The sequence below is a fragment of the Streptomyces pseudovenezuelae genome (genome assembly GCF_001513955.1).
Taxonomy (GTDB): domain Bacteria; phylum Actinomycetota; class Actinomycetes; order Streptomycetales; family Streptomycetaceae; genus Streptomyces; species Streptomyces pseudovenezuelae.
Window position 1 is genome coordinate 943466 of record NZ_KQ948146.1, and the last position, 16739, is coordinate 960204.

Sequence of the window (16739 nt, forward strand, 5' to 3'; positions counted from 1 at the left end):
CCGGTGACGGTCCTCGGCGATGTCACCACATCCAGCGGAACACCACCACGGTCACGTAGGTCGCTCCCAGGACTGGCAGTGAGGCGAGGTAGATCTGCCGCAAACGCGCTTTCAACGTGCTCCTCGAAGATCGACGGGACAGTTCTGCCGCGGGTGATCACTCCGGCTGGGCGAGACCGTACTAGATCCAGCTGGAGCCGAGGAACGCGTTTGCGAAATATGAACACATACTGTATTAGGACAGGTGACCGTCAGATCGGTCTGATGTGCGACAACTCCCGCCCTCGCCAGAGCTGTTGAAGGTCAGCCCGGAGTAGCTCTGCCCCTGCAGGACCGGCCCGTGCTGGACGCCCCCACTGATGCTGTTGCGAACTGTCTGCGGCGCCACGTCACCCGCGGCCGGAGCGAACTCCGCCAGCATGGATCCAAGTTCCTCAGCGACGAGCGGATCCGCTTCCAGCGCACGGCGCAGCCTGATGCGCCACCCCGCCTCGATGTCGGCGACGGCGTCATCGTCCGCCGCGTCCCGGGCCGCCATCAGCTCGCGCCGGGACAACCGCAGCTCCTCCGCGGCCGAGTCCTCGTCGTCGCCCCGCGCGAAGATCCGCACCAGTCGGTCCCGGGCCTGCATCCAGGTGTCCGACACCATGAGCCCTACCAACGTCGTGGCCCCCGACGTCGCCAGTGCCGCCAGCTCAGCTTCCACTGTCGCCCCCCACACGTTCCGTTGCCCCCGCAGAAGCCAAAGTAAGGAGGTGGCCCAGGGTTGGGTAGACCGGACGTCAGTCATTCGCTGACGCCGGGCCTGCCGGACAACCGCACCGGAGCCGGTGGAGCACTTCGCATCGTCCGCACCAACAGAAATGGTGCCGACCGGAAACCGGTCGGCACCATTTCTGTTGGTGTTGTGTCCGAGGGGGGACTTGAACCCCCACGCCCGATAAAGGGCACTAGCACCTCAAGCTAGCGCGTCTGCCATTCCGCCACCCGGACCAGGTGTCTGCCGCCTTGACGGGGGTGTTCCCCGGGGCGACACGGACAACAATACCAAGCTTTCGGAGTGGCCTTCACCTGCATATCCCTCCGGAGAGGGCCCATGACGACAGTATTCTGTATACTGTCGTCACCTAAACGGCCCCGGCTCGGAGGCGACATGGACGATCTGGATTCCGCGGTGGTGCTGGGCATGGCAGACCAGGCACCCGACGGCATAGTGATCACCGACAGGGAAGGGCTGATCCGCTACTGGAACCGGGGTGCGGAGCGCATCTTCGGGTTCGCGGCGGCCGATGTGACGGGGCGCAGCCTGGACGTCATCATCCCCGAGCGGCACCGCAAGCGGCACCAGGAGGGCTTCGACGCGGCCATGGAGCGGGGGTCCAGCAAGTACGGCGACGCGGACCTGCTGAACGTGCCCGCGCTGGCGGCGGACGGCCGCAAGCTGTCCATCGAGTTCAGCGTGGTGCTGCTGTCCGGCCCCGACGGCAGCCCCTACTGCGGTGCGGTCGTCCGGGACGTCACCGCGCGGCGCGAGCGCGAGCGGGAACTGATGCGGCGCCGGGCCGAGGCGACGACGGTCTGACCCCCGCCGGACCGCGCGGAAGCGGCCGTGGCCCTCGGGGTCACGGCCGCTTCGCGTCGGGTCCACGTCAGACGATGACCCCGCTCTCCTTCAGCCGGCCGATGGTCTCCTCGTCGTAGCCCAGTTCCACCAGCACCTCGGAGCTGTGCTCGCCCAGCAGCGGGGCGCCGACGACCTCCGGCTGGAAGGAGGAGAACTTCACGGGGCTGCCGACCGTCAGGTAGGTGCCGCGGCCCTTCTGCTCGACCTCGACGACGGTGCCGCTCCTGCGCAGGTCCTCGTCGTAGGCGATCTCCTTCATGCTCATCACCGGGGCGCAGGGCACCTCCCACTCCCGCAGGATGTTCACCGCCTCGTACTTCGTCTTGTCCGCGAGCCACTTCTCGATCTCCTCGAAGATCTCGAAGATGTGCGACTGGCGGGCGCGCGCGGTGGCGTACTCCGGGTCCTCGGCCCACTCGGGGCGGCCGATGACCTCGGCGGTGCGCTTCCAGTTCTGCTCCTGGACGGTGAAGTAGATGTACGCGTTCGGGTCGTCCTCCCAGCCCTTGCACTTGAGCACCCAGCCCGGCTGACCGCCGCCGCCGGCGTTGCCGCCGCGCGGCACCACGTCGGTGAACTCGCCGTTCGGGTACTGCGGGTACTCCTCCAGGTAGCCGACCCGCTCCAGGCGCTGCTGGTCGCGCAGTTTGACGCGGCACAGGTTGAGGACGGCGTCCTGCATGGAGACGGAGACCTTCTGGCCCCGGCCGGTCTTGCCGCGGTCGATGATCGCGGTGAGGATGCCGATCGCCAGGTGCATCCCGGTGTTGGTGTCGCCGATGGCGGCGCCGGAGATGGTGGGCGGGCCGTCCCAGAAGCCGGTGGTGGAGGCGGCGCCGCCCGCGCACTGGGCGACGTTCTCGTAGACCTTGAGGTCGTTCCACGACGACTGGTCGTTGAAGCCCTTCACCGAGCCGAAGATCAGGCGCGGGTTGAGCTCCTGGATGCGCTCCCAGGTGAAGCCCATGCGGTCCAGGGCGCCCGGGGCGAAGTTCTCCACCAGGACGTCGGCGTCCTTGATGAGCTTCTCCAGGACCTCCTTGCCCTCGGCGGTCTTGGTGTTGATGGCGAGCGAGCGCTTGTTGCTGTTGAGCATCGTGAAGTAGAGCGCGTCCAGGTCCTCGATGTCCCTGAGCTGACGGCGTGTCACATCGCCGCCGTTGGGGCGCTCCACCTTGAGGACGTCGGCGCCGAACCAGGCGAGCATCTGCGTGCAGGCGGGACCGGCCTGGACCCCGGTGAAGTCGATCACCTTGATTCCGGCGAGCGGCTTTTCACTCATGTGTGCTTCCTTTTCGTGAAGTTGCGCGGTCTGGGAGGTCCTGGAGATCCGGGCGTTCACTTCTTCGCCGGCGTGATGTTGCCGACGGTGATGCCCTTGGGGTTCAGGTGCGAGATGTGGCCGCTCTCGGTGCCGGCCGAGGGGTCGATCACACAGTCGATGAGCGCCGGGCCGCCGGAGGCGAGGGCCTCGGTGAGGGCGGCGGTCACCTCGGCGGGCGTGGTGGCCCGGTAGCCCTTGCCGCCGAACGCCTCGATGAGCAGGTCGTGGCGGGCCGCCGACATGAGGGTCGTGGGCGAGGGCGCGTCGTCGTACGGGTTGGTGTCGTCCCCGCGGTAGACGCCGCCGTTGTTCATGATCACCGTGACGACGGGCAGCTGGTAGCGGCAGATCGTCTCGATCTCGATGCCGCTGAACCCGAAGGCGCTGTCCCCCTCGATGGCCACCACCGGGGCGCCGCTCTCGACGGCGGCTGCGATCGCGTAGCCCATGCCGATGCCCATGACGCCCCAGGTGCCGCTGTCGAGGCGGTGGCGCGGCACGTGCATGTCGATGACATTGCGCGCGATGTCCAGGGCGTTGGCGCCCTCGTTGACGATGTACGTCTCCGGGTGCGCGTGCACAACGTCGCGTACGGCCTTCAGGGCGCCCATGAACTGCATGGGGTGCGGGTCGGCCTCCAGCCGCTTGGCCATCTTGGCGACGTTCTGCGCCGAGCGCGCCCCGAGCTCATCCCGCCAGGCCGAAGGAGCCGTGATCTGGCCGGGCTTGGTGCGCTCGGCGAGCGCGTCGAGCACCGACTCGATGTCACCGACGAGGGGGGCGGAAATGGGCTGGTTGCTGTCCATCTCCTTGGGGTCGATGTCGATCTGGACGAACTTGGCGTCGGGGTTCCAGCCCGTCTGGCCGTGTCCCAGAAGCCAGTTGAGGCGCGCGCCGATCAGCATCACGACGTCGGCCTTCTTCAGCGCCAGCGAGCGTGCGGTCGCGGCCGACTGCGGGTGGTCGTCGGGCAGCAGGCCCTTCGCCATCGACATCGGTACGTAGGGGATGCCGGTCGACTCGACGAACTGCCGTACCTTGGCGTCCGCCTGGGCGTACGCGGCTCCCTTGCCCAGCACGATCAGCGGTCGTTCGGCGGACGCCAGGAGTTCGATCGCCCGGTCCACGGCCTCCGGCGCCGGCAGCTGGCGCGGGGCGGGGTCGACGAGGCGGCTCAGGGTCCGGTCGCCTTCCGCCTTGGGCATGATGGCGCCGAGCACCGCGGCGGGGATGTCGAGATAGACACCGCCGGGGCGCCCGGAGATCGCGGTGCGCAGGGCGCGGGCGATGCCCCGGCCGATGTCCTCGACGCGGCTGACCCGGTAGGCGGCCTTCACGAAGGGCTGCGCGGCGGCGAGTTGGTCCATCTCCTCGTAGTCGCCCTGCTTGAGGTCGACGAGGTGGCGCTCGCTGGAGCCGGAGATCTGGACCATGGGAAAGCAGTTGGTGGTCGCGTTGGCGAGGGCGACCAGGCCGTTGAGGAAGCCGGGGGCCGAGACCGTGAGGGCCACGCCGGGCTTCTTGTTGAGGTAGCCGGCGATGGCGGCCGCGTGTCCGGCGTTGCTCTCGTGGCGGAAGCCGATGTAGCGGATGCCCTGCGCCTGGGCGAGCCGGGCCAGGTCGGTGATCGGGATGCCGACCACCCCGTAGATGGTGTCGACGTCGTTCAGCTTGAGCGCGTCGACGACCAGGTGGTACCCGTCGGTGAGCTCGGTCGGAACGTCGGCTGCTGCCGCGGTCTCCAGGGTCGAGGGAGCGGTCATGGTCCGAGGTCCTCCTTGGGCAGGTCCTGCCGGAGCGGCTACTTCTCTCACCATCCGCAGCGCGCTCGTCCGCGTCCAAGACCCATCGGCGACCAGCCGATAGACGGCGTCTATCGAGGGCTGGTCAGGGGCCTGGAAACGGCCTTGATAGACGGTTGCTATCGGCCGTTCGCCAGCGGGTATTGGACGTCCCCCGGGTGCCACCGCACGCTCGCAGAGGATGTTCATCGGCGCTGTGCGAGGGGGTGGGGTCATGGCTGTTCCGGCCGCGGCATCCGTGCGTGACGCGAACCGGTACCGGCCCCCGGAGGTCACGGGCCTCGTCGACCTCCTCGACCGGCAGGTGCGTGAACGCCCCTACGCCCAGGCCCTGGTGGTGACCGGTGAGCGGGTGCAGCTGTCGTACCGGGCACTGGCGACCCTCGCCGACGAGGTGGCCGCCCGGCTCGGTCGGGCGGGTCTGCGACGCGGTGACGCGGTCGGGCTGATCTGCGCCAACACGGCCGAGTTCGTGGTCGGGTTGCTGGGTGCGGCGCGGGCCGGGCTGGTCACGGCTCCGCTGGATCCCGCGTTGCCGGGTTCCCAACTCGCTGCTCGCATCGCGACCTTGGGAGCGCGGGCGGTGCTCGTCGATGCGTCGGGCGCCGGTGTCGGTGTCGGTGTCGGAAAGCTTCCGGTGCCCGCGTGGCCGTTGCGCGTGGATGTGTCCCGGGCGGGGACGGCTGCGGTGGTCCTTGCAGTCGGCGTCTGCGAGATGACCCAAGTGACGGGCGCCGCAGGTGAGTTGTCGGACGAAGACGCCCTTGTGCTGTTCACCGCCGGCACCACCGACCGGGCGAGGATGGTCCCGTTGACCCACGCCAATGTGGCCGCCTCCCTCCGGAACATCTGCGCCACCTACGAGTTGGGCCCCGATGACGCGACGGTCGCGGTGATGCCGTTCTTCCACGGCCACGGGCTGTTCGCGGCGTTGTTGTCCTCCCTGGCGAGCGGGGGCTGTGTGCTGCTGCCCGAGCGGGGGCGGTTCTCGGCGGGCACGTTCTGGGACGACATGGGGGCCGTGGACGCCACGTGGTTCACGGCGGTGCCGGCCATCCACGAGATCCTTCTGGACCGGTCGGAGCGGGAGTATCCGGGCCCGCAGGCGCCGCCGTTGAAGTTCGTCCGCAGTTGCAGCGCGCCGCTCAACGCGGCGACGCAGCGGGCGCTGGAGCGCACGTTCGGCGCGCCGCTGCTGTCCGCGTACGGGATGACGGAGTCCTCGCACCAGGCCACCAGCGAACCCCTGCCGCAGCGGGGCACACTCCGGCAGGGGTCGGTGGGCCGGCCGACCGGGGTCGAGGTGCGGGTCGTGGACCGGGGCGGGCGTCCCTGTCCGGTGGGTGTCGAGGGCGAGGTGTGGGTGCAGGGGCCCACGGTCGCCCGGGGTTACCTCGCCGACGGGGACGAGTCGGCGCGGACCTTCGTCGACGGGTGGCTGCGCACCGGTGATCTGGGCGTGCTGGACGAGGACGGGTACCTGTCGCTGACCGGACGGATCAAGAACCTCATCAACCGGGGCGGGGAGAAGATCTCGCCCGAGCATGTCGAGGACATCCTCGCGGGGTGCCCGGGGGTCGCGGAGGCTGCCGTGTTCGCGGTGCCGGACGCGGTGTACGGGCAGCGGGTCGGTGCCGCGGTGGTGCTGCGTGAGCCTGACGGCCTCGACCGCGAGGAGATCCTGCGGTACTGCCGCGCCCACCTGGCCCCCTTCGAAGTGCCGGACCACCTCGAACTGGTCACCGCGCTGCCGTACACCGCGAAGGGGGGCCTGGACCGGAAGGCGGTGCAGGTGCGGTATGCACCACAGTGAGCGGGGGTGCGGGAGGCTCGCGGGGCGGGGGCGGGGGCGGGGGTGGCGAGGTAGACCGACGGTAGGGCGACCGCTGCAGCGCCGTTGGAGGCTCGGTGTCTGAGGTGGGACCGTCGAGTGGTGGGTGCGAAGAAGCCCGACGACGGTCCGGCCGCCGCGATGCGGTGCACCAGGACGCGGTACCCACCCCGACCGGGGGGGGCGCGGAAGGCTCGGTGCCCGGGGGCGGGTGGGGAGGTACACCGACAGTAGGGCGGCCGCGGTGATGCCGTGGAGCAATCGCAGGGGCGGCATGTGCCCCGACTGGGCGGGAGGCATGGTGCCGGAGGCGGGACCGCCAAGTGGCGGACGCGGAGGAAGAAAGACGACAGGGGAACCCCCATCTATGCCCCGGACCGCCAGGAGCGGCGACGAAATCTGCGCGCAGGCTCACGGCGCTCGGTGCTCGGGCGAGTCGGCCCGGCCAGGAAGTCGCCCCGCGGGGGGAGGCCGGATCGGCAGCCGGTACGGGAGCGGCGCGGGCCGGGTGCCTGCGCTCTCGGCGGGCTCCGCTCAGCGCGGCGGTCGTAGGGCTGGGGCCGCGAAGGAGCCCCAACCGACAGCGTCGGCACAGGCCACGACGAGGCCTGAGCACACGCGGTCGTTGCGACGGCGCCGGCCCCCCAACCACCCCCGGCAGGGTCAGCGCACCCGATGGTCGGGTGGCAGGGGGCGGGCGAAGAAGTCGTCCAGGGACAGTCCCGTCGCCGCGTTGACGAAGGCGCGGGCGGCGACCGAGCCGGGGGTCGCCGCGTGGATGGCCACCGAGACCTGGGCGCCGGCCTCGGGGTCGACCAAGGGCACCGCCCGAGTGCGGCCGACCACCGGCATCGCGCGCAGCCAGGTGTGCGGCACGATGCTCGCCCAGCCGCCGCCCCCGACATGGGCGTAGAGGGAGGCGATGGAGTCCGTCTCGACCTGCGGGGTGACCACGTACCCCTTCTCCGCGAACACCGTGTCGACGATCTGGCGGATCCGCATGTCCGGTGTCAGCAGCGCGAGCGGCAGCTGGGCCGCGTCCGCCCAGGAGACCGTGGCGGACTGGGCCACCAGCTGGTCGTCGGAGACCAGGAGCATGTATCGCTCCTGGTAGAGGGGGACGACCTGGAGGCCCTCCTGGTCGTCGGGGTCGAAGTGGGCGATGGCCACGTCGAGTTCGTAGTCGCGGAGCTGGCGGTGGAGTTCCTTCGTGGACAGCCTTGAGCGGACCTGGACCTTGGCCAGCGGGTGCGCCGCGCAGAAGGCGGCCACGGGGAGGGCGAGGGTGGTGGACGCCGTGGGGTCGGTGCCGAGGCGCAGGGTGCCGGTGATGCCGGACTGCACGGCGGCCACCTCGGCCTTGAAGGCGTCCTGTTCGGCGAGGATCCGCTTGGCCCATACGACGAGCCGCTCGCCCTCGGGGGTGAGGCCCTGGTAGTTGTGGCCGCGGTTGATCAGCGTGACGTTCAGCTCGCGCTCCAGTTTGGCGATCGCCGCCGAGAGCGCGGGCTGGGAGACGTAGCAGGATTCCGCCGCCCGGGCGAAGTGCCGCTCCCTCGCCACCGCCACGAAGTATTCGAGCTGCCGGAACAGCATGAGCGGCTCCTCCCTGCCCATGGGATCACTGACTCCATACTGTATGCAGTGCGGAGCCATGTACAGGGAGGAGACCGCACAGGTCAGCGCAGATGCTTCGCCGCGGCCACCACCAGGGGGTCGAGACCGTCCACCCCGGCGTCGACGAACTCGTGGAGGCGGGCGCGCATGCGCGGGTCCCAGAACCTGCCGATGTGGCCCGCGATCGCCTCCGCGGCCTCCTCCGCCGGCAGGTGTCCGAGGTTTCTGGCGATGTCGTTCGCCATCCGGCACTCCGCCGGCACGGTCGCCGTCATCTCAGTCCCCCGCCTTCACGAGGTCGTTCCCGGTGGCCTCGGCCGCGATCGGCCGGTCCGGGCGGGCGAGCGCCACCTGGACGGCGGTCACCTTGTACTCGGGGCAGTTGGTGGCCCAGTCGGAGTTCTCCGTGGTCACCACGTTGGCGCCGGTGACGGGATGGTGGAACGTGGTGTAGACGACCCCGGTCGGCATCCGGTCGGAGATCTCCGCGCGCAGGGTGGTCTGTCCGACGCGGCTGGCCAGCGTGACCATGTCGCCGTGGTTGATGCCCCGGACCTCGGCGTCGTGCGGGTGCAGCTCCAGGATGTCCTCGGGGTGCCAGGCGACGTTGCCGGTACGGCGGGTCTGGGCGCCGACGTTGTACTGGCTGAGGATGCGGCCCGTGGTGAGGACCAACGGGAAGCGCCGGGTGCTGCGTTCGTTGGTCGGCACGTAGGAGGTGACGACGAACCTGCCCTTGCCGCGCACGAATTCGTCCACGTGCATGATGGGCGTGCCCTCGGGTGCCTCCTCGTTGCACGGCCACTGGACGCTGCCGAGCTTGTCGAGGAGGTCGAAGGAGACCCCGGTGAACGTCGGCGTCACCGAGGCGATCTCGTCCATGATCTGGCCGGGATGCTCGTAGGACATCTCGTAGCCCATGGCGGTGGCGATCTCGCTGACGATCTGCCATTCGTGCTTGCCCGTCTTCGGCTTCATCACCGAGCGCACCCGGTTGATGCGGCGCTCGGCGTTGGTGAAGGTGCCGTCCTTCTCCAGGAAGGACGCGCCGGGCAGGAAGACGTGCGCGAACTTGGCCGTCTCGTTGAGGAACAGGTCCTGGACGACGACCAGTTCCATCGCTTCCAGGGCCGCGGTGACGTGCCCCAGGTTGGGGTCGGACTGGGCGATGTCCTCGCCGTGCACGAACAGGCCGCGGAAGGTGCCGTCGATGGCCGCGTCGAACATGTTGGGGATGCGAAGTCCCGGTTCGGCGAGGAGGGTTCCGCCCCACAGGTTCTCGAAGACGGTACGGACCGCGTCGTCGGAGACGTGCCGGTAGCCGGGGAGTTCGTGCGGGAAGGAGCCCATGTCGCAGGAGCCCTGCACGTTGTTCTGGCCGCGCAGCGGGTTGACGCCGACGCCGTCCCGGCCGATGTTCCCGCAGGCCATCGCGAGGTTGGCCATTCCCATGACCATGGTGGAGCCCTGGCTGTGCTCGGTGACGCCGAGGCCGTAGTAGATGGCACCGTTGGGGGCTTCGGCGTACAGCCTCGCGGCGGCGCGGAGTTCGGCGGCCGGGACCCCGGTGATCTCCTGCACCGCCTCCGGGCTGTTCTCCGGTCGGGCGATGAACTCGGCCCACTCGTCGAAGTCTTCGCAGCGCGCGTCGACGAAGGACCGGTCGACCAGGTTCTCGGTGACGACCACGTGGGCCATCGCGTTGACGACGGCGACGTTGGTGCTGGGCCGCAGCTGGAGGTGGTGCTGGGCCTCGATGTGCGGGGAGCGTACGAGGTCGATGCGGCGCGGGTCCACGACGATCAACTTCGCGCCCTCGCGCAGGCGTCGCTTCATCCGGGAGGCGAACACCGGGTGCCCGTCGGTGGGGTTGGCGCCGATCACCATGATGACGTCGGCCTCGGCGACCGAGCGGAAGTCCTGGGTGCCGGCGGACTCGCCGAAGGTCTGCTTGAGGCCGTATCCCGTCGGGGAGTGGCAGACGCGGGCGCAGGTGTCGACGTTGTTGTTGCCGAAGGCCGCGCGGACCATCTTCTGGACGACGTAGACCTCTTCGTTGGTGCAGCGTGAGGAGGTGATGGCGCCGATCGCGCCGGCGCCGTGGCGGTCCTGGATCTCGCGCATCCGGCGGGCCACCGTGCCGATGGCCTCGTCCCACTCGACCTCGTGCCAGGGGTCGGTGATCCGGTCGCGGACCATGGGCTTGAGCATGCGGTCGGGGTGGGTGGCGTAGCCGAAGGCGAAGCGGCCCTTGACGCAGGAGTGGCCCTCGTTGGCGCCGCCGTCCTTGTAGGGGACCATGCGGACGAGTTCGTCGCCGCGCAGTTCGGCCTTGAAGGAGCAGCCGACACCGCAGTAGGCGCAGGTCGTCACAACGGACCTTGTGGGAATGCCGAGTTCGACGACGGAGCGTTCCTGGAGCGTGGAGGTCGGGCAGGCCTGGACGCAGGCTCCGCAGGAGACGCACTCGGAGTCCATGAAGGACTCCCCCGCGCCCGGCGAGACCTTGGAGTCGAACCCGCGTCCCTCGATGGTGAGCGCGAAGGTGCCCTGGACCTCGCCGCAGGCGCGGACGCAGCGGGAGCAGGCGATGCACTTGGAGGGATCGAAGTCGAAGTAGGGGTTGGAGGTGTCCTTCTCGGCGTCGAGGTGGTTCTCGCCCTCGTAGCCGTAGCGGACCTGGCGCAGGCCCACCACCCCTGCCATGTCCTGGAGTTCGCAGTCACCGTTGGCCGGGCAGGTGAGACAGTCCAAGGGGTGGTCGGAGATGTAGAGCTCCATGACGCCCTGGCGGAGCTTTTCCACCTTCGGGGTCTGGGTGCTGACCTTCATGCCGTCTGCGCAGGGGGTGGTGCAGGACGCGGGGGTGCCGCGCCGGCCGTCGATCTCCACCACGCACAGCCGGCAGGAGCCGAACGCCTCCAGGCTGTCGGTGGCGCAGAGTTTGGGGATGTCGACGCCGGCCTGCGCGGCCGCGCGCATCACCGAGGTGCCCTCGGGGACGGTCACCGGCAGGCCGTCCACCTCCACGGACACCGTTGCGGGGCCGGGCCGTTCGGGGGTGCCGAAGTCGGGTTCCTTGAGGAGTGTCATGCCGTGCCCTCCGTCCTCGGGCCCGTCGCCTGTACGGGCTGGATGTCCAGCAGTCGACGGCCGCCGAGGAAGTCGTCGGGGAAGTGGGTCAGGGCGCTGCGCACGGGCAGCGGGGTGAGCCCGCCCATCGCGCACAGCGAGCCCTCGGTCATCAGGTCGCAGAGGTCTTCGAGAAGGGCGAGGTTCTCGTCCCGGTGGGTGCCGGCGACGATCTTGTCGATCACCTCGACACCGCGCACCGCGCCGACCCGGCACGGTGTGCACTTGCCGCAGGACTCCTCGGCGCAGAACTCCATCGCGAAGCGGGCCTGCGCGGCCATGTCGACGCTGTCGTCGAACACGACCACGCCACCGTGGCCGACCATGGCGCCGGCGGCCGCGAACGCCTCGTAGTCCATGGGCAGATCGAACATCGACTCCGGCAGGTAGGCCCCGAGCGGGCCGCCGATCTGCGCGGTGCGCACCGGGCGTCCCGAGTGCGTTCCGCCGCCGTACTCCTCGATGAGTTCGCGCAGGGTGATGCCGAAGTCGGTCTCGACGATGCCGCCGCGGGCGACGTTGCCGCCGAGCTGGAACACCTGGGTGCCGCGGGAGCGTTCGACGCCGAGGCGCTCGTAGGCCTGCGCGCCCTCGGCCATGACCACGGGCACGGTGGCGAGGGTGAGGACGTTGTTCACCACGGTCGGTTTGCCGAACAGGCCCTCGATCGCCGGGATGGGCGGTTTGGCGCGGACCATGCCGCGCTTGCCCTCCAGGCTCTCCAGCATGGAGGTCTCCTCGCCGCAGATGTACGCGCCGGCGCCGACCCGGACGTGCAGGTCGAAGTCGAGTGCGGAGCCGAGGATGTTGTGGCCGAGCCAGCCGTGCTCGCGCGCGATGCCGATCGCCCGGCGCATGGTGGCCACCGCGTCCGGGTATTCCGAGCGGATGTACAGGTAGCCCTCGCTCGCGCCGACCGCGTGGGCGGCGATGGTCATGCCCTCGATGAGCATGAACGGGTCGCCCTCCATGACCATGCGGTCGGCGAAGGTCCCGCTGTCGCCCTCGTCGGCGTTGCAGCAGACGAACTTCAGCTCGTCGGCGCAGTCCAGGACGGTCTTCCACTTGATGCCGGCCGGGAACCCGGCGCCGCCGCGGCCGCGCAGTCCGGACGCGGTGACCTCGGCGACCACGTCCGCGGGAGCGAGTTCCAGGGCGGCGCGCAGTCCGGCGAGGCCGCCGTGTGCCTCGTAGTCCTCGGCGGACAGGGGGTCGGTCACGCCGACCCGGGCGAAGGTGACACGGTTCTGGCTCGCCAGCCAGGGCAGTTCGTCGACGACGCCGAGCCGCAGCGGGTGGTCCGCGCCGTCGAGCATCCCGGCGGCGAGGAGTCCTTCGACGTCCTCGGGGGCCACCGGGCCATAGCCGACGCGTCCTTGGGGGGTCACGACCTCGACCAGGGGCTCCAGCCACAGCATGCCGCGCGATCCGTTGCGTACGACGTCGAGGGCGAAGTCCCCGCGGGTGGAGGCGTGTTGAAGGGCCTGCGCGACCTCGTCCGCGCCGACGGACCGGGCCGCGGAGTCGCGGGGGACGTAGACGGTGGCCGTGGAGTGCGAGGCGTTGTTCATGAGGAGACCGTCCCGTTGAGGATCGCGCCCAGCCGGGCCGGGCCCACGCGTCCGTACAGCCGCCCGTTCGCCTCCACGGAGGGTCCGAGCGCGCAGTTGCCGAGACAGAAGACCTGCTCGACGGTGACCGAGCCGTCCGCCGTCGTCTCCCCCAGGGTCAGCCCGGACTCGCGGGCGTAGCCGACCAGTTGGTCGGCGCCCAGCGCCTGGCAGGCCTCGGCCCGGCAGATGCGCACGGTGGTGCGGCCCGCGGGCTCGCGGCGGAAGTCGTGGTAGAAGGTCACGACTCCGTGGACGTCGGCCCGGGAGAGGTTCAGCTCCTCGGCGAGCACCGGCACCGCCTCCTGCGGCACATGGCCCAACTCGGCCTGCACGGCGTGCAGTACGGGCAGCAGCGCGCCGCGCTCGCCCCGGTGCCGGGCCACCACCCGCCGGACCACGCTCTCGACCGTCACGTCACTCCCGCTGGTCGTCATGATCGCTTCGCCTTCCGTCACGCGGAGTCCCCGGCGAGGGGTGCAGGAGACTCGGACAATACTCCATACAGACTTCTGTATACACAACCCTGCCGCACGGAAGGGCGGAGTCACCCGAGCCCGGCACCGCGGGCCCGGACCACTGCGGACCCGGCGCCGGCCCGCGCCATGTTGCATACCAAAACCTGTATGCTGACGCGGCCGTCGGCAACCCTCCGGACGGCCCCACTCGGCAAAGCCGCCGTCCGGCGACTCCGGCGGCAGAACGGGACAACCATGCGCGAGGCACTCACGGCCGCTGCGTCCCGGCGCGTCACCCGCCCGGCACCACTGCGTCAGGCCGTGTACGACGCCCTGACCGAGCTGATCGTCAACGGCTCCCTCAAGCCCGGCCAGCATCTGGTCGAGGCCGAGCTCGCCGAACACCTCGGCGTCAGCCGCCAGCCGGTGCGCGAGGCCCTCCAGCGGCTGCAGACCGCCGGCTGGGTGGACCTGCGGCCCGCCCAGGGGGCCTTCGTCCACTCCCCCACCGAGGAGGAGGCCGCCCAACTCCTCGGCGTCCGGGCAGTCCTGGAGACCTACTCGGCCCAGCTCGCCGCCAAGAACGCGAAGCCCGAGGACATCGCGCGCCTCGACGAGCTCCAGCTCGACGGCATCGCCGCTCTCGCCGACGGGGACGTAGAGCGGCTGGTCTCCGCCAACACCGCGCTGCACGACTTCATCACCACGGTCGCCGACAACGCCGTGCTGGCCGAACTGATCGCCCAGGTGGGCCAGAAGGTCCGCTGGTACTACACGCCCATCGCCAAGCCCCGCGGCAAGGAGGCCTGGAACGAGCACACCCAGCTCATCAGGGCCATCGCCAAGGGGGACGCGGACCAGGCGGGCGAGGTCATGCGCAAGCACACCGAGCGTACGACCGACTTCTACCGCAAGCAGATCGCGGCCCGGGCGAACCAGGACTGACATCTGGCCGGCCATGGCTCAGGACGCGGCGAGGGTGCCCGCGGGACGGCGCGTGCCCCCGGGATCGCGGGCCGGGTCCAGGGCCGGGTCGAGGACGGGCGGGCGGCGCACATCGGCGGCGGCCCGCAGTTCGAGCAGCCACGGCAGGACCGTGCGCAGCACGACGTCGAGTCCGGCGCCGTCCGCGCCGAGCATCGCCTCCGCGGGCACCAGTACCGGGTCGGCGAACACCGTGGAAGTCGCGCTGCCGCGGGGTCCGGCGACGCTTGGCCGCGCGGGGACGAACAGGTCAGGGGCGTGCGCCGGGACCGCCCAGAGCGTCAGGCCGTCGGGGGCGGCGAGGGGCCGGGAGGACCAGACGTAGAGGTCGGCCTCCCCCGCGGCGACCACCCGCTGCTTCCGGGCCCGCAGGGCCACCACCTCACCGGAACGGGTGGCCACGGAGCCCGGCACCAGGAGCCGGGAGTCCGCCTCCGGCCCGTCCCCCTCCCCCGCCTGTTCCTCCTCCGACTCCGCGAGGGCGAGACTGGCGAGATGGCGTCCGGCGGCGATCTCGGCACGCAGCCAGGGGCCGCCGTGCGCCTCGATGACGGCAACGGCCGTGTAGTGCGACCGCAGCACGGCCGCGGTCGCCGGGCAGACCGGAGCGGTCCGCGCGACCACGTCGACGGCTTCGCGCAACCCCCGTCCCCCGCCGCCGAACTCGGTGGAGACGGTGAGTCCCAGGAGTCCCGCGCGGCCGAGGGCCGTCACGGCGCCGCGAGGGAACCGGCCCCGGACGGCCGCCGCCTCGGCGGCGGGTCCCGCGAGGCCGGCCAGGACTTCGGAGAGAGCGGTGCGGTACGACACGGGGCATCCCCCTCGGACGTGGCTGCTGATCCACTGTCGAACGATAATTGCATACAGTATTCTGCATGGGAAGGTGACCGCGCCAGGGGTCAGGCCGGGCAATTTCCGGGACTCGGCACTGTGCGAGACACGGCGATCGGCAGACGGCTCGACCCGGCTCGATCCATCAGCCCAACGAGGGAGACGGGACCCATGCCCGACACACCCACCGTGACCGCCCGTGGCCCGATCAGCAGGCCCACCCCGCTGCGCCAGACGGTCTACGAGGCCCTGACCGAGCTGATCATCAACGGCTCGCTCCAACCCGGCCAGCGCCTCGTCGAGGCGGACCTCGCCGAGAGTCTCGGGGTGAGCCGGCAGCCGATCCGCGAGGCGCTGCAGCGGCTGCAGACCGCCGGCTGGGTGGACCTGCGCCCCTCCCAGGGGGCGTTCGTCCACTCCCCCACCACCGAGGAGTGCGCCCAACTGCTCAGCGTCCGGGCCCTTCTGGAGACCCGTTCGGCGCGCGACGCGGCCCGGCACGCCACTGGCCGTGACGTCGCCCGCCTGTGGGAGCTCCAGCAGGCCGGTCTGACCGCTCTCGCCGCCGCGGACGCCCGGGCCGTCGTGGAGGCGAACGCCGCCCTCCACGGCCACATCACCCTGCTGTCCCGCAACGCGGTCCTCGCCGAACTCATCCTCCAGGTCGACCGGCGGGTGCGCTGGTACTACATGCCCATCGCCAGGCCCCGCGGGAAGGACGCCTGGAACGAGCACGCGAGGATCATCGAGGCCATCGGCGAGGGTTCCCCCGACCGCGCGGAGGCGCTGATGCGCCGGCACACCCGCAACACCACCGACTTCTACTGCCGGCAGATCGCCGCGGTGGTGGGCCGGGGAGACTGACCCCGGCCCACCACCACCGCCGCGCGACGCCGTCGTCGCCGCCGCCGCCGACCAGCCTGTCCGGCTCAGGAGTTCGGAGCGATCTCCCGGAGCAGCCCCGTCGTGACGTCGAAGACGAAGCCACGCACGTCGTCGGTGTGCGGCAGGAACGGCGAGGTGCGCACCCGCTGCATGGACTGCCGTACGTCCTGGTCGACGTCGCGGAAGGCCTCCACCGCCCAGGCGGGGCGCTGACCGACCTCCAGCTCCAGCTCGTGCCGGAAGTCCTCGGTCAGGGTCTGCAGACCGCAGCCGGTGTGATGGATGAGCGCCACACTGCGGGTGCCGAGGGCACGCTGACTGATCGTCAGAGAACGGATCGTGTCGTCGGTGACCACACCGCCCGCGTTGCGGATGGTGTGGCAGTCGCCGAGCTCCAGGCCGAGCGCGGCATGCAGGTCGAGGCGGGCGTCCATGCACGCCACGACGGCGACGCGCAGGACGGGTCGGGCGCCCATGCCGGGGTCGGTGAAACGGGCGGCGTAGGCGCGGTTGGCTTCCACGAGCCGGTCGGTGACCGTCGCGGTTCGGGGTACTGAAGTCGACATCGGGTTACCTCACTCCGGTCGGGTCGGTCAGATGACGCCCTGCTCCTTGAGCTGCGGCAACTCGGCCCGGGACAG

At 70.6% G+C, this 16739-nt stretch carries 14 protein-coding genes and 1 tRNA gene; 4 read left to right on the forward strand and 11 right to left on the reverse strand.

The window, feature by feature from the left end:
* Positions 1–235: 235 nt before the first annotated feature.
* Entirely contained in the window at positions 236–649 is a 414-nt protein-coding gene (locus AQI94_RS16330) for a hypothetical protein (RefSeq protein ID WP_318658110.1), read from the reverse strand.
* 259 nt (positions 650–908) lie between these two features.
* Positions 909–993 (reverse strand) — tRNA-Leu (locus tag AQI94_RS16335).
* A gap of 160 nt (positions 994–1153) precedes the next feature.
* Here AQI94_RS16335 and AQI94_RS16340 point away from each other — a divergent pair.
* Positions 1154–1582 carry a PAS domain S-box protein gene (locus tag AQI94_RS16340; RefSeq protein ID WP_031058135.1) on the forward strand — a complete coding sequence of 143 codons (429 nt, stop codon included), beginning with the start codon at positions 1154–1156 and terminating at the stop codon, positions 1580–1582.
* A gap of 67 nt (positions 1583–1649) precedes the next feature.
* On the opposite strand, the gene frc is transcribed toward AQI94_RS16340, so the two are convergent.
* Positions 1650–2906 (reverse strand): formyl-CoA transferase, encoded by a 1257-nt coding sequence (gene frc, locus AQI94_RS16345; RefSeq protein ID WP_031058134.1) that lies wholly within the window; start codon positions 2904–2906, stop codon positions 1650–1652.
* 56 nt (positions 2907–2962) lie between these two features.
* Positions 2963–4711: an oxalyl-CoA decarboxylase gene (gene oxc / locus AQI94_RS16350; RefSeq protein WP_031058133.1), complete on the reverse strand. Its 1749-nt coding sequence runs from the start codon at positions 4709–4711 to the stop codon at positions 2963–2965.
* 253 nt (positions 4712–4964) lie between these two features.
* Here oxc and AQI94_RS16355 point away from each other — a divergent pair, with 253 nt between their 5' ends.
* Positions 4965–6563 carry a FadD7 family fatty acid--CoA ligase gene (locus tag AQI94_RS16355; protein ID WP_031058132.1) on the forward strand — a complete coding sequence of 533 codons (1599 nt, stop codon included), beginning with the start codon at positions 4965–4967 and terminating at the stop codon, positions 6561–6563.
* 681 nt (positions 6564–7244) lie between these two features.
* Here AQI94_RS16355 and AQI94_RS16360 read toward each other — a convergent pair.
* The 5 genes from AQI94_RS16360 to AQI94_RS16380 form a co-directional block, all read right to left on the reverse strand.
* Positions 7245–8177 carry a LysR family transcriptional regulator gene (locus AQI94_RS16360; RefSeq protein WP_031058131.1) on the reverse strand — a complete coding sequence of 311 codons (933 nt, stop codon included), beginning with the start codon at positions 8175–8177 and terminating at the stop codon, positions 7245–7247.
* 83 nt (positions 8178–8260) lie between these two features.
* Positions 8261–8473: a formate dehydrogenase subunit delta gene (locus tag AQI94_RS16365; protein ID WP_031058130.1), complete on the reverse strand. Its 213-nt coding sequence runs from the start codon at positions 8471–8473 to the stop codon at positions 8261–8263.
* A gap of 1 nt (position 8474) precedes the next feature.
* Positions 8475–11291, reverse strand: a complete 2817-nt coding sequence (gene fdhF / locus AQI94_RS16370) for a formate dehydrogenase subunit alpha (protein ID WP_031058127.1) — start codon at positions 11289–11291, stop codon at positions 8475–8477.
* Positions 11288–12901, reverse strand: coding sequence for a formate dehydrogenase beta subunit (locus tag AQI94_RS16375; protein ID WP_031058125.1), 1614 nt, complete (start codon positions 12899–12901; stop codon positions 11288–11290). The genes fdhF and AQI94_RS16375 overlap by 4 nt, the downstream gene beginning before the upstream one ends.
* Positions 12898–13377: a formate dehydrogenase subunit gamma gene (locus AQI94_RS16380; protein ID WP_031058122.1), complete on the reverse strand. Its 480-nt coding sequence runs from the start codon at positions 13375–13377 to the stop codon at positions 12898–12900. The genes AQI94_RS16375 and AQI94_RS16380 overlap by 4 nt, the downstream gene beginning before the upstream one ends.
* Before the next feature lie 276 nt (positions 13378–13653).
* Here AQI94_RS16380 and AQI94_RS16385 point away from each other — a divergent pair, with 276 nt between their 5' ends.
* Positions 13654–14343: a GntR family transcriptional regulator gene (locus tag AQI94_RS16385; RefSeq protein ID WP_031058120.1), complete on the forward strand. Its 690-nt coding sequence runs from the start codon at positions 13654–13656 to the stop codon at positions 14341–14343.
* 18 nt (positions 14344–14361) lie between these two features.
* Here AQI94_RS16385 and AQI94_RS16390 read toward each other — a convergent pair whose 3' ends face one another.
* Positions 14362–15192, reverse strand: a complete 831-nt coding sequence (locus AQI94_RS16390; protein ID WP_051832869.1) for an acyl-CoA dehydrogenase family protein — start codon at positions 15190–15192, stop codon at positions 14362–14364.
* 192 nt (positions 15193–15384) lie between these two features.
* On the opposite strand from AQI94_RS16390, the gene AQI94_RS16395 reads away from it, so the two are divergent.
* A complete protein-coding gene (locus tag AQI94_RS16395) occupies positions 15385–16077 on the forward strand; it encodes a GntR family transcriptional regulator (RefSeq protein WP_031058115.1) in 693 nt (230 codons plus the stop codon).
* A 65-nt stretch (positions 16078–16142) separates the two neighbouring features.
* On the opposite strand, the gene AQI94_RS16400 is transcribed toward AQI94_RS16395, so the two are convergent.
* A complete protein-coding gene (locus tag AQI94_RS16400; RefSeq protein ID WP_062229780.1) occupies positions 16143–16664 on the reverse strand; it encodes a beta-class carbonic anhydrase in 522 nt (173 codons plus the stop codon).
* Positions 16665–16739 lie beyond the last annotated feature (75 nt).

Bases quoted from the DNA above. Each gene is read 5' to 3' on its own strand.
- AQI94_RS16365 (WP_031058130.1), bottom strand. From the start codon at position 8,473: ATGACGGCGACCGTGCCGGCGGAGTGCCGGATGGCGAACGACATCGCC.
- AQI94_RS16340 (WP_031058135.1), top strand. From the start codon at position 1,154: ATGGACGATCTGGATTCCGCGGTGGTGCTGGGCATGGCAGACCAGGCA.
- oxc (WP_031058133.1), bottom strand. From the start codon at position 4,711: ATGACCGCTCCCTCGACCCTGGAGACCGCGGCAGCAGCCGACGTTCCG.
- AQI94_RS16385 (WP_031058120.1), top strand. From the start codon at position 13,654: ATGCGCGAGGCACTCACGGCCGCTGCGTCCCGGCGCGTCACCCGCCCG.
- AQI94_RS16355 (WP_031058132.1), top strand. From the start codon at position 4,965: ATGGCTGTTCCGGCCGCGGCATCCGTGCGTGACGCGAACCGGTACCGG.
- AQI94_RS16330 (WP_318658110.1), bottom strand. From the start codon at position 649: ATGGTGTCGGACACCTGGATGCAGGCCCGGGACCGACTGGTGCGGATC.
- AQI94_RS16395 (WP_031058115.1), top strand. From the start codon at position 15,385: ATGCCCGACACACCCACCGTGACCGCCCGTGGCCCGATCAGCAGGCCC.
- AQI94_RS16375 (WP_031058125.1), bottom strand. From the start codon at position 12,901: ATGAACAACGCCTCGCACTCCACGGCCACCGTCTACGTCCCCCGCGAC.
- fdhF (WP_031058127.1), bottom strand. From the start codon at position 11,291: ATGACACTCCTCAAGGAACCCGACTTCGGCACCCCCGAACGGCCCGGC.
- AQI94_RS16380 (WP_031058122.1), bottom strand. From the start codon at position 13,377: ATGACGACCAGCGGGAGTGACGTGACGGTCGAGAGCGTGGTCCGGCGG.
- AQI94_RS16360 (WP_031058131.1), bottom strand. From the start codon at position 8,177: ATGCTGTTCCGGCAGCTCGAATACTTCGTGGCGGTGGCGAGGGAGCGG.
- AQI94_RS16400 (WP_062229780.1), bottom strand. From the start codon at position 16,664: ATGTCGACTTCAGTACCCCGAACCGCGACGGTCACCGACCGGCTCGTG.
- frc (WP_031058134.1), bottom strand. From the start codon at position 2,906: ATGAGTGAAAAGCCGCTCGCCGGAATCAAGGTGATCGACTTCACCGGG.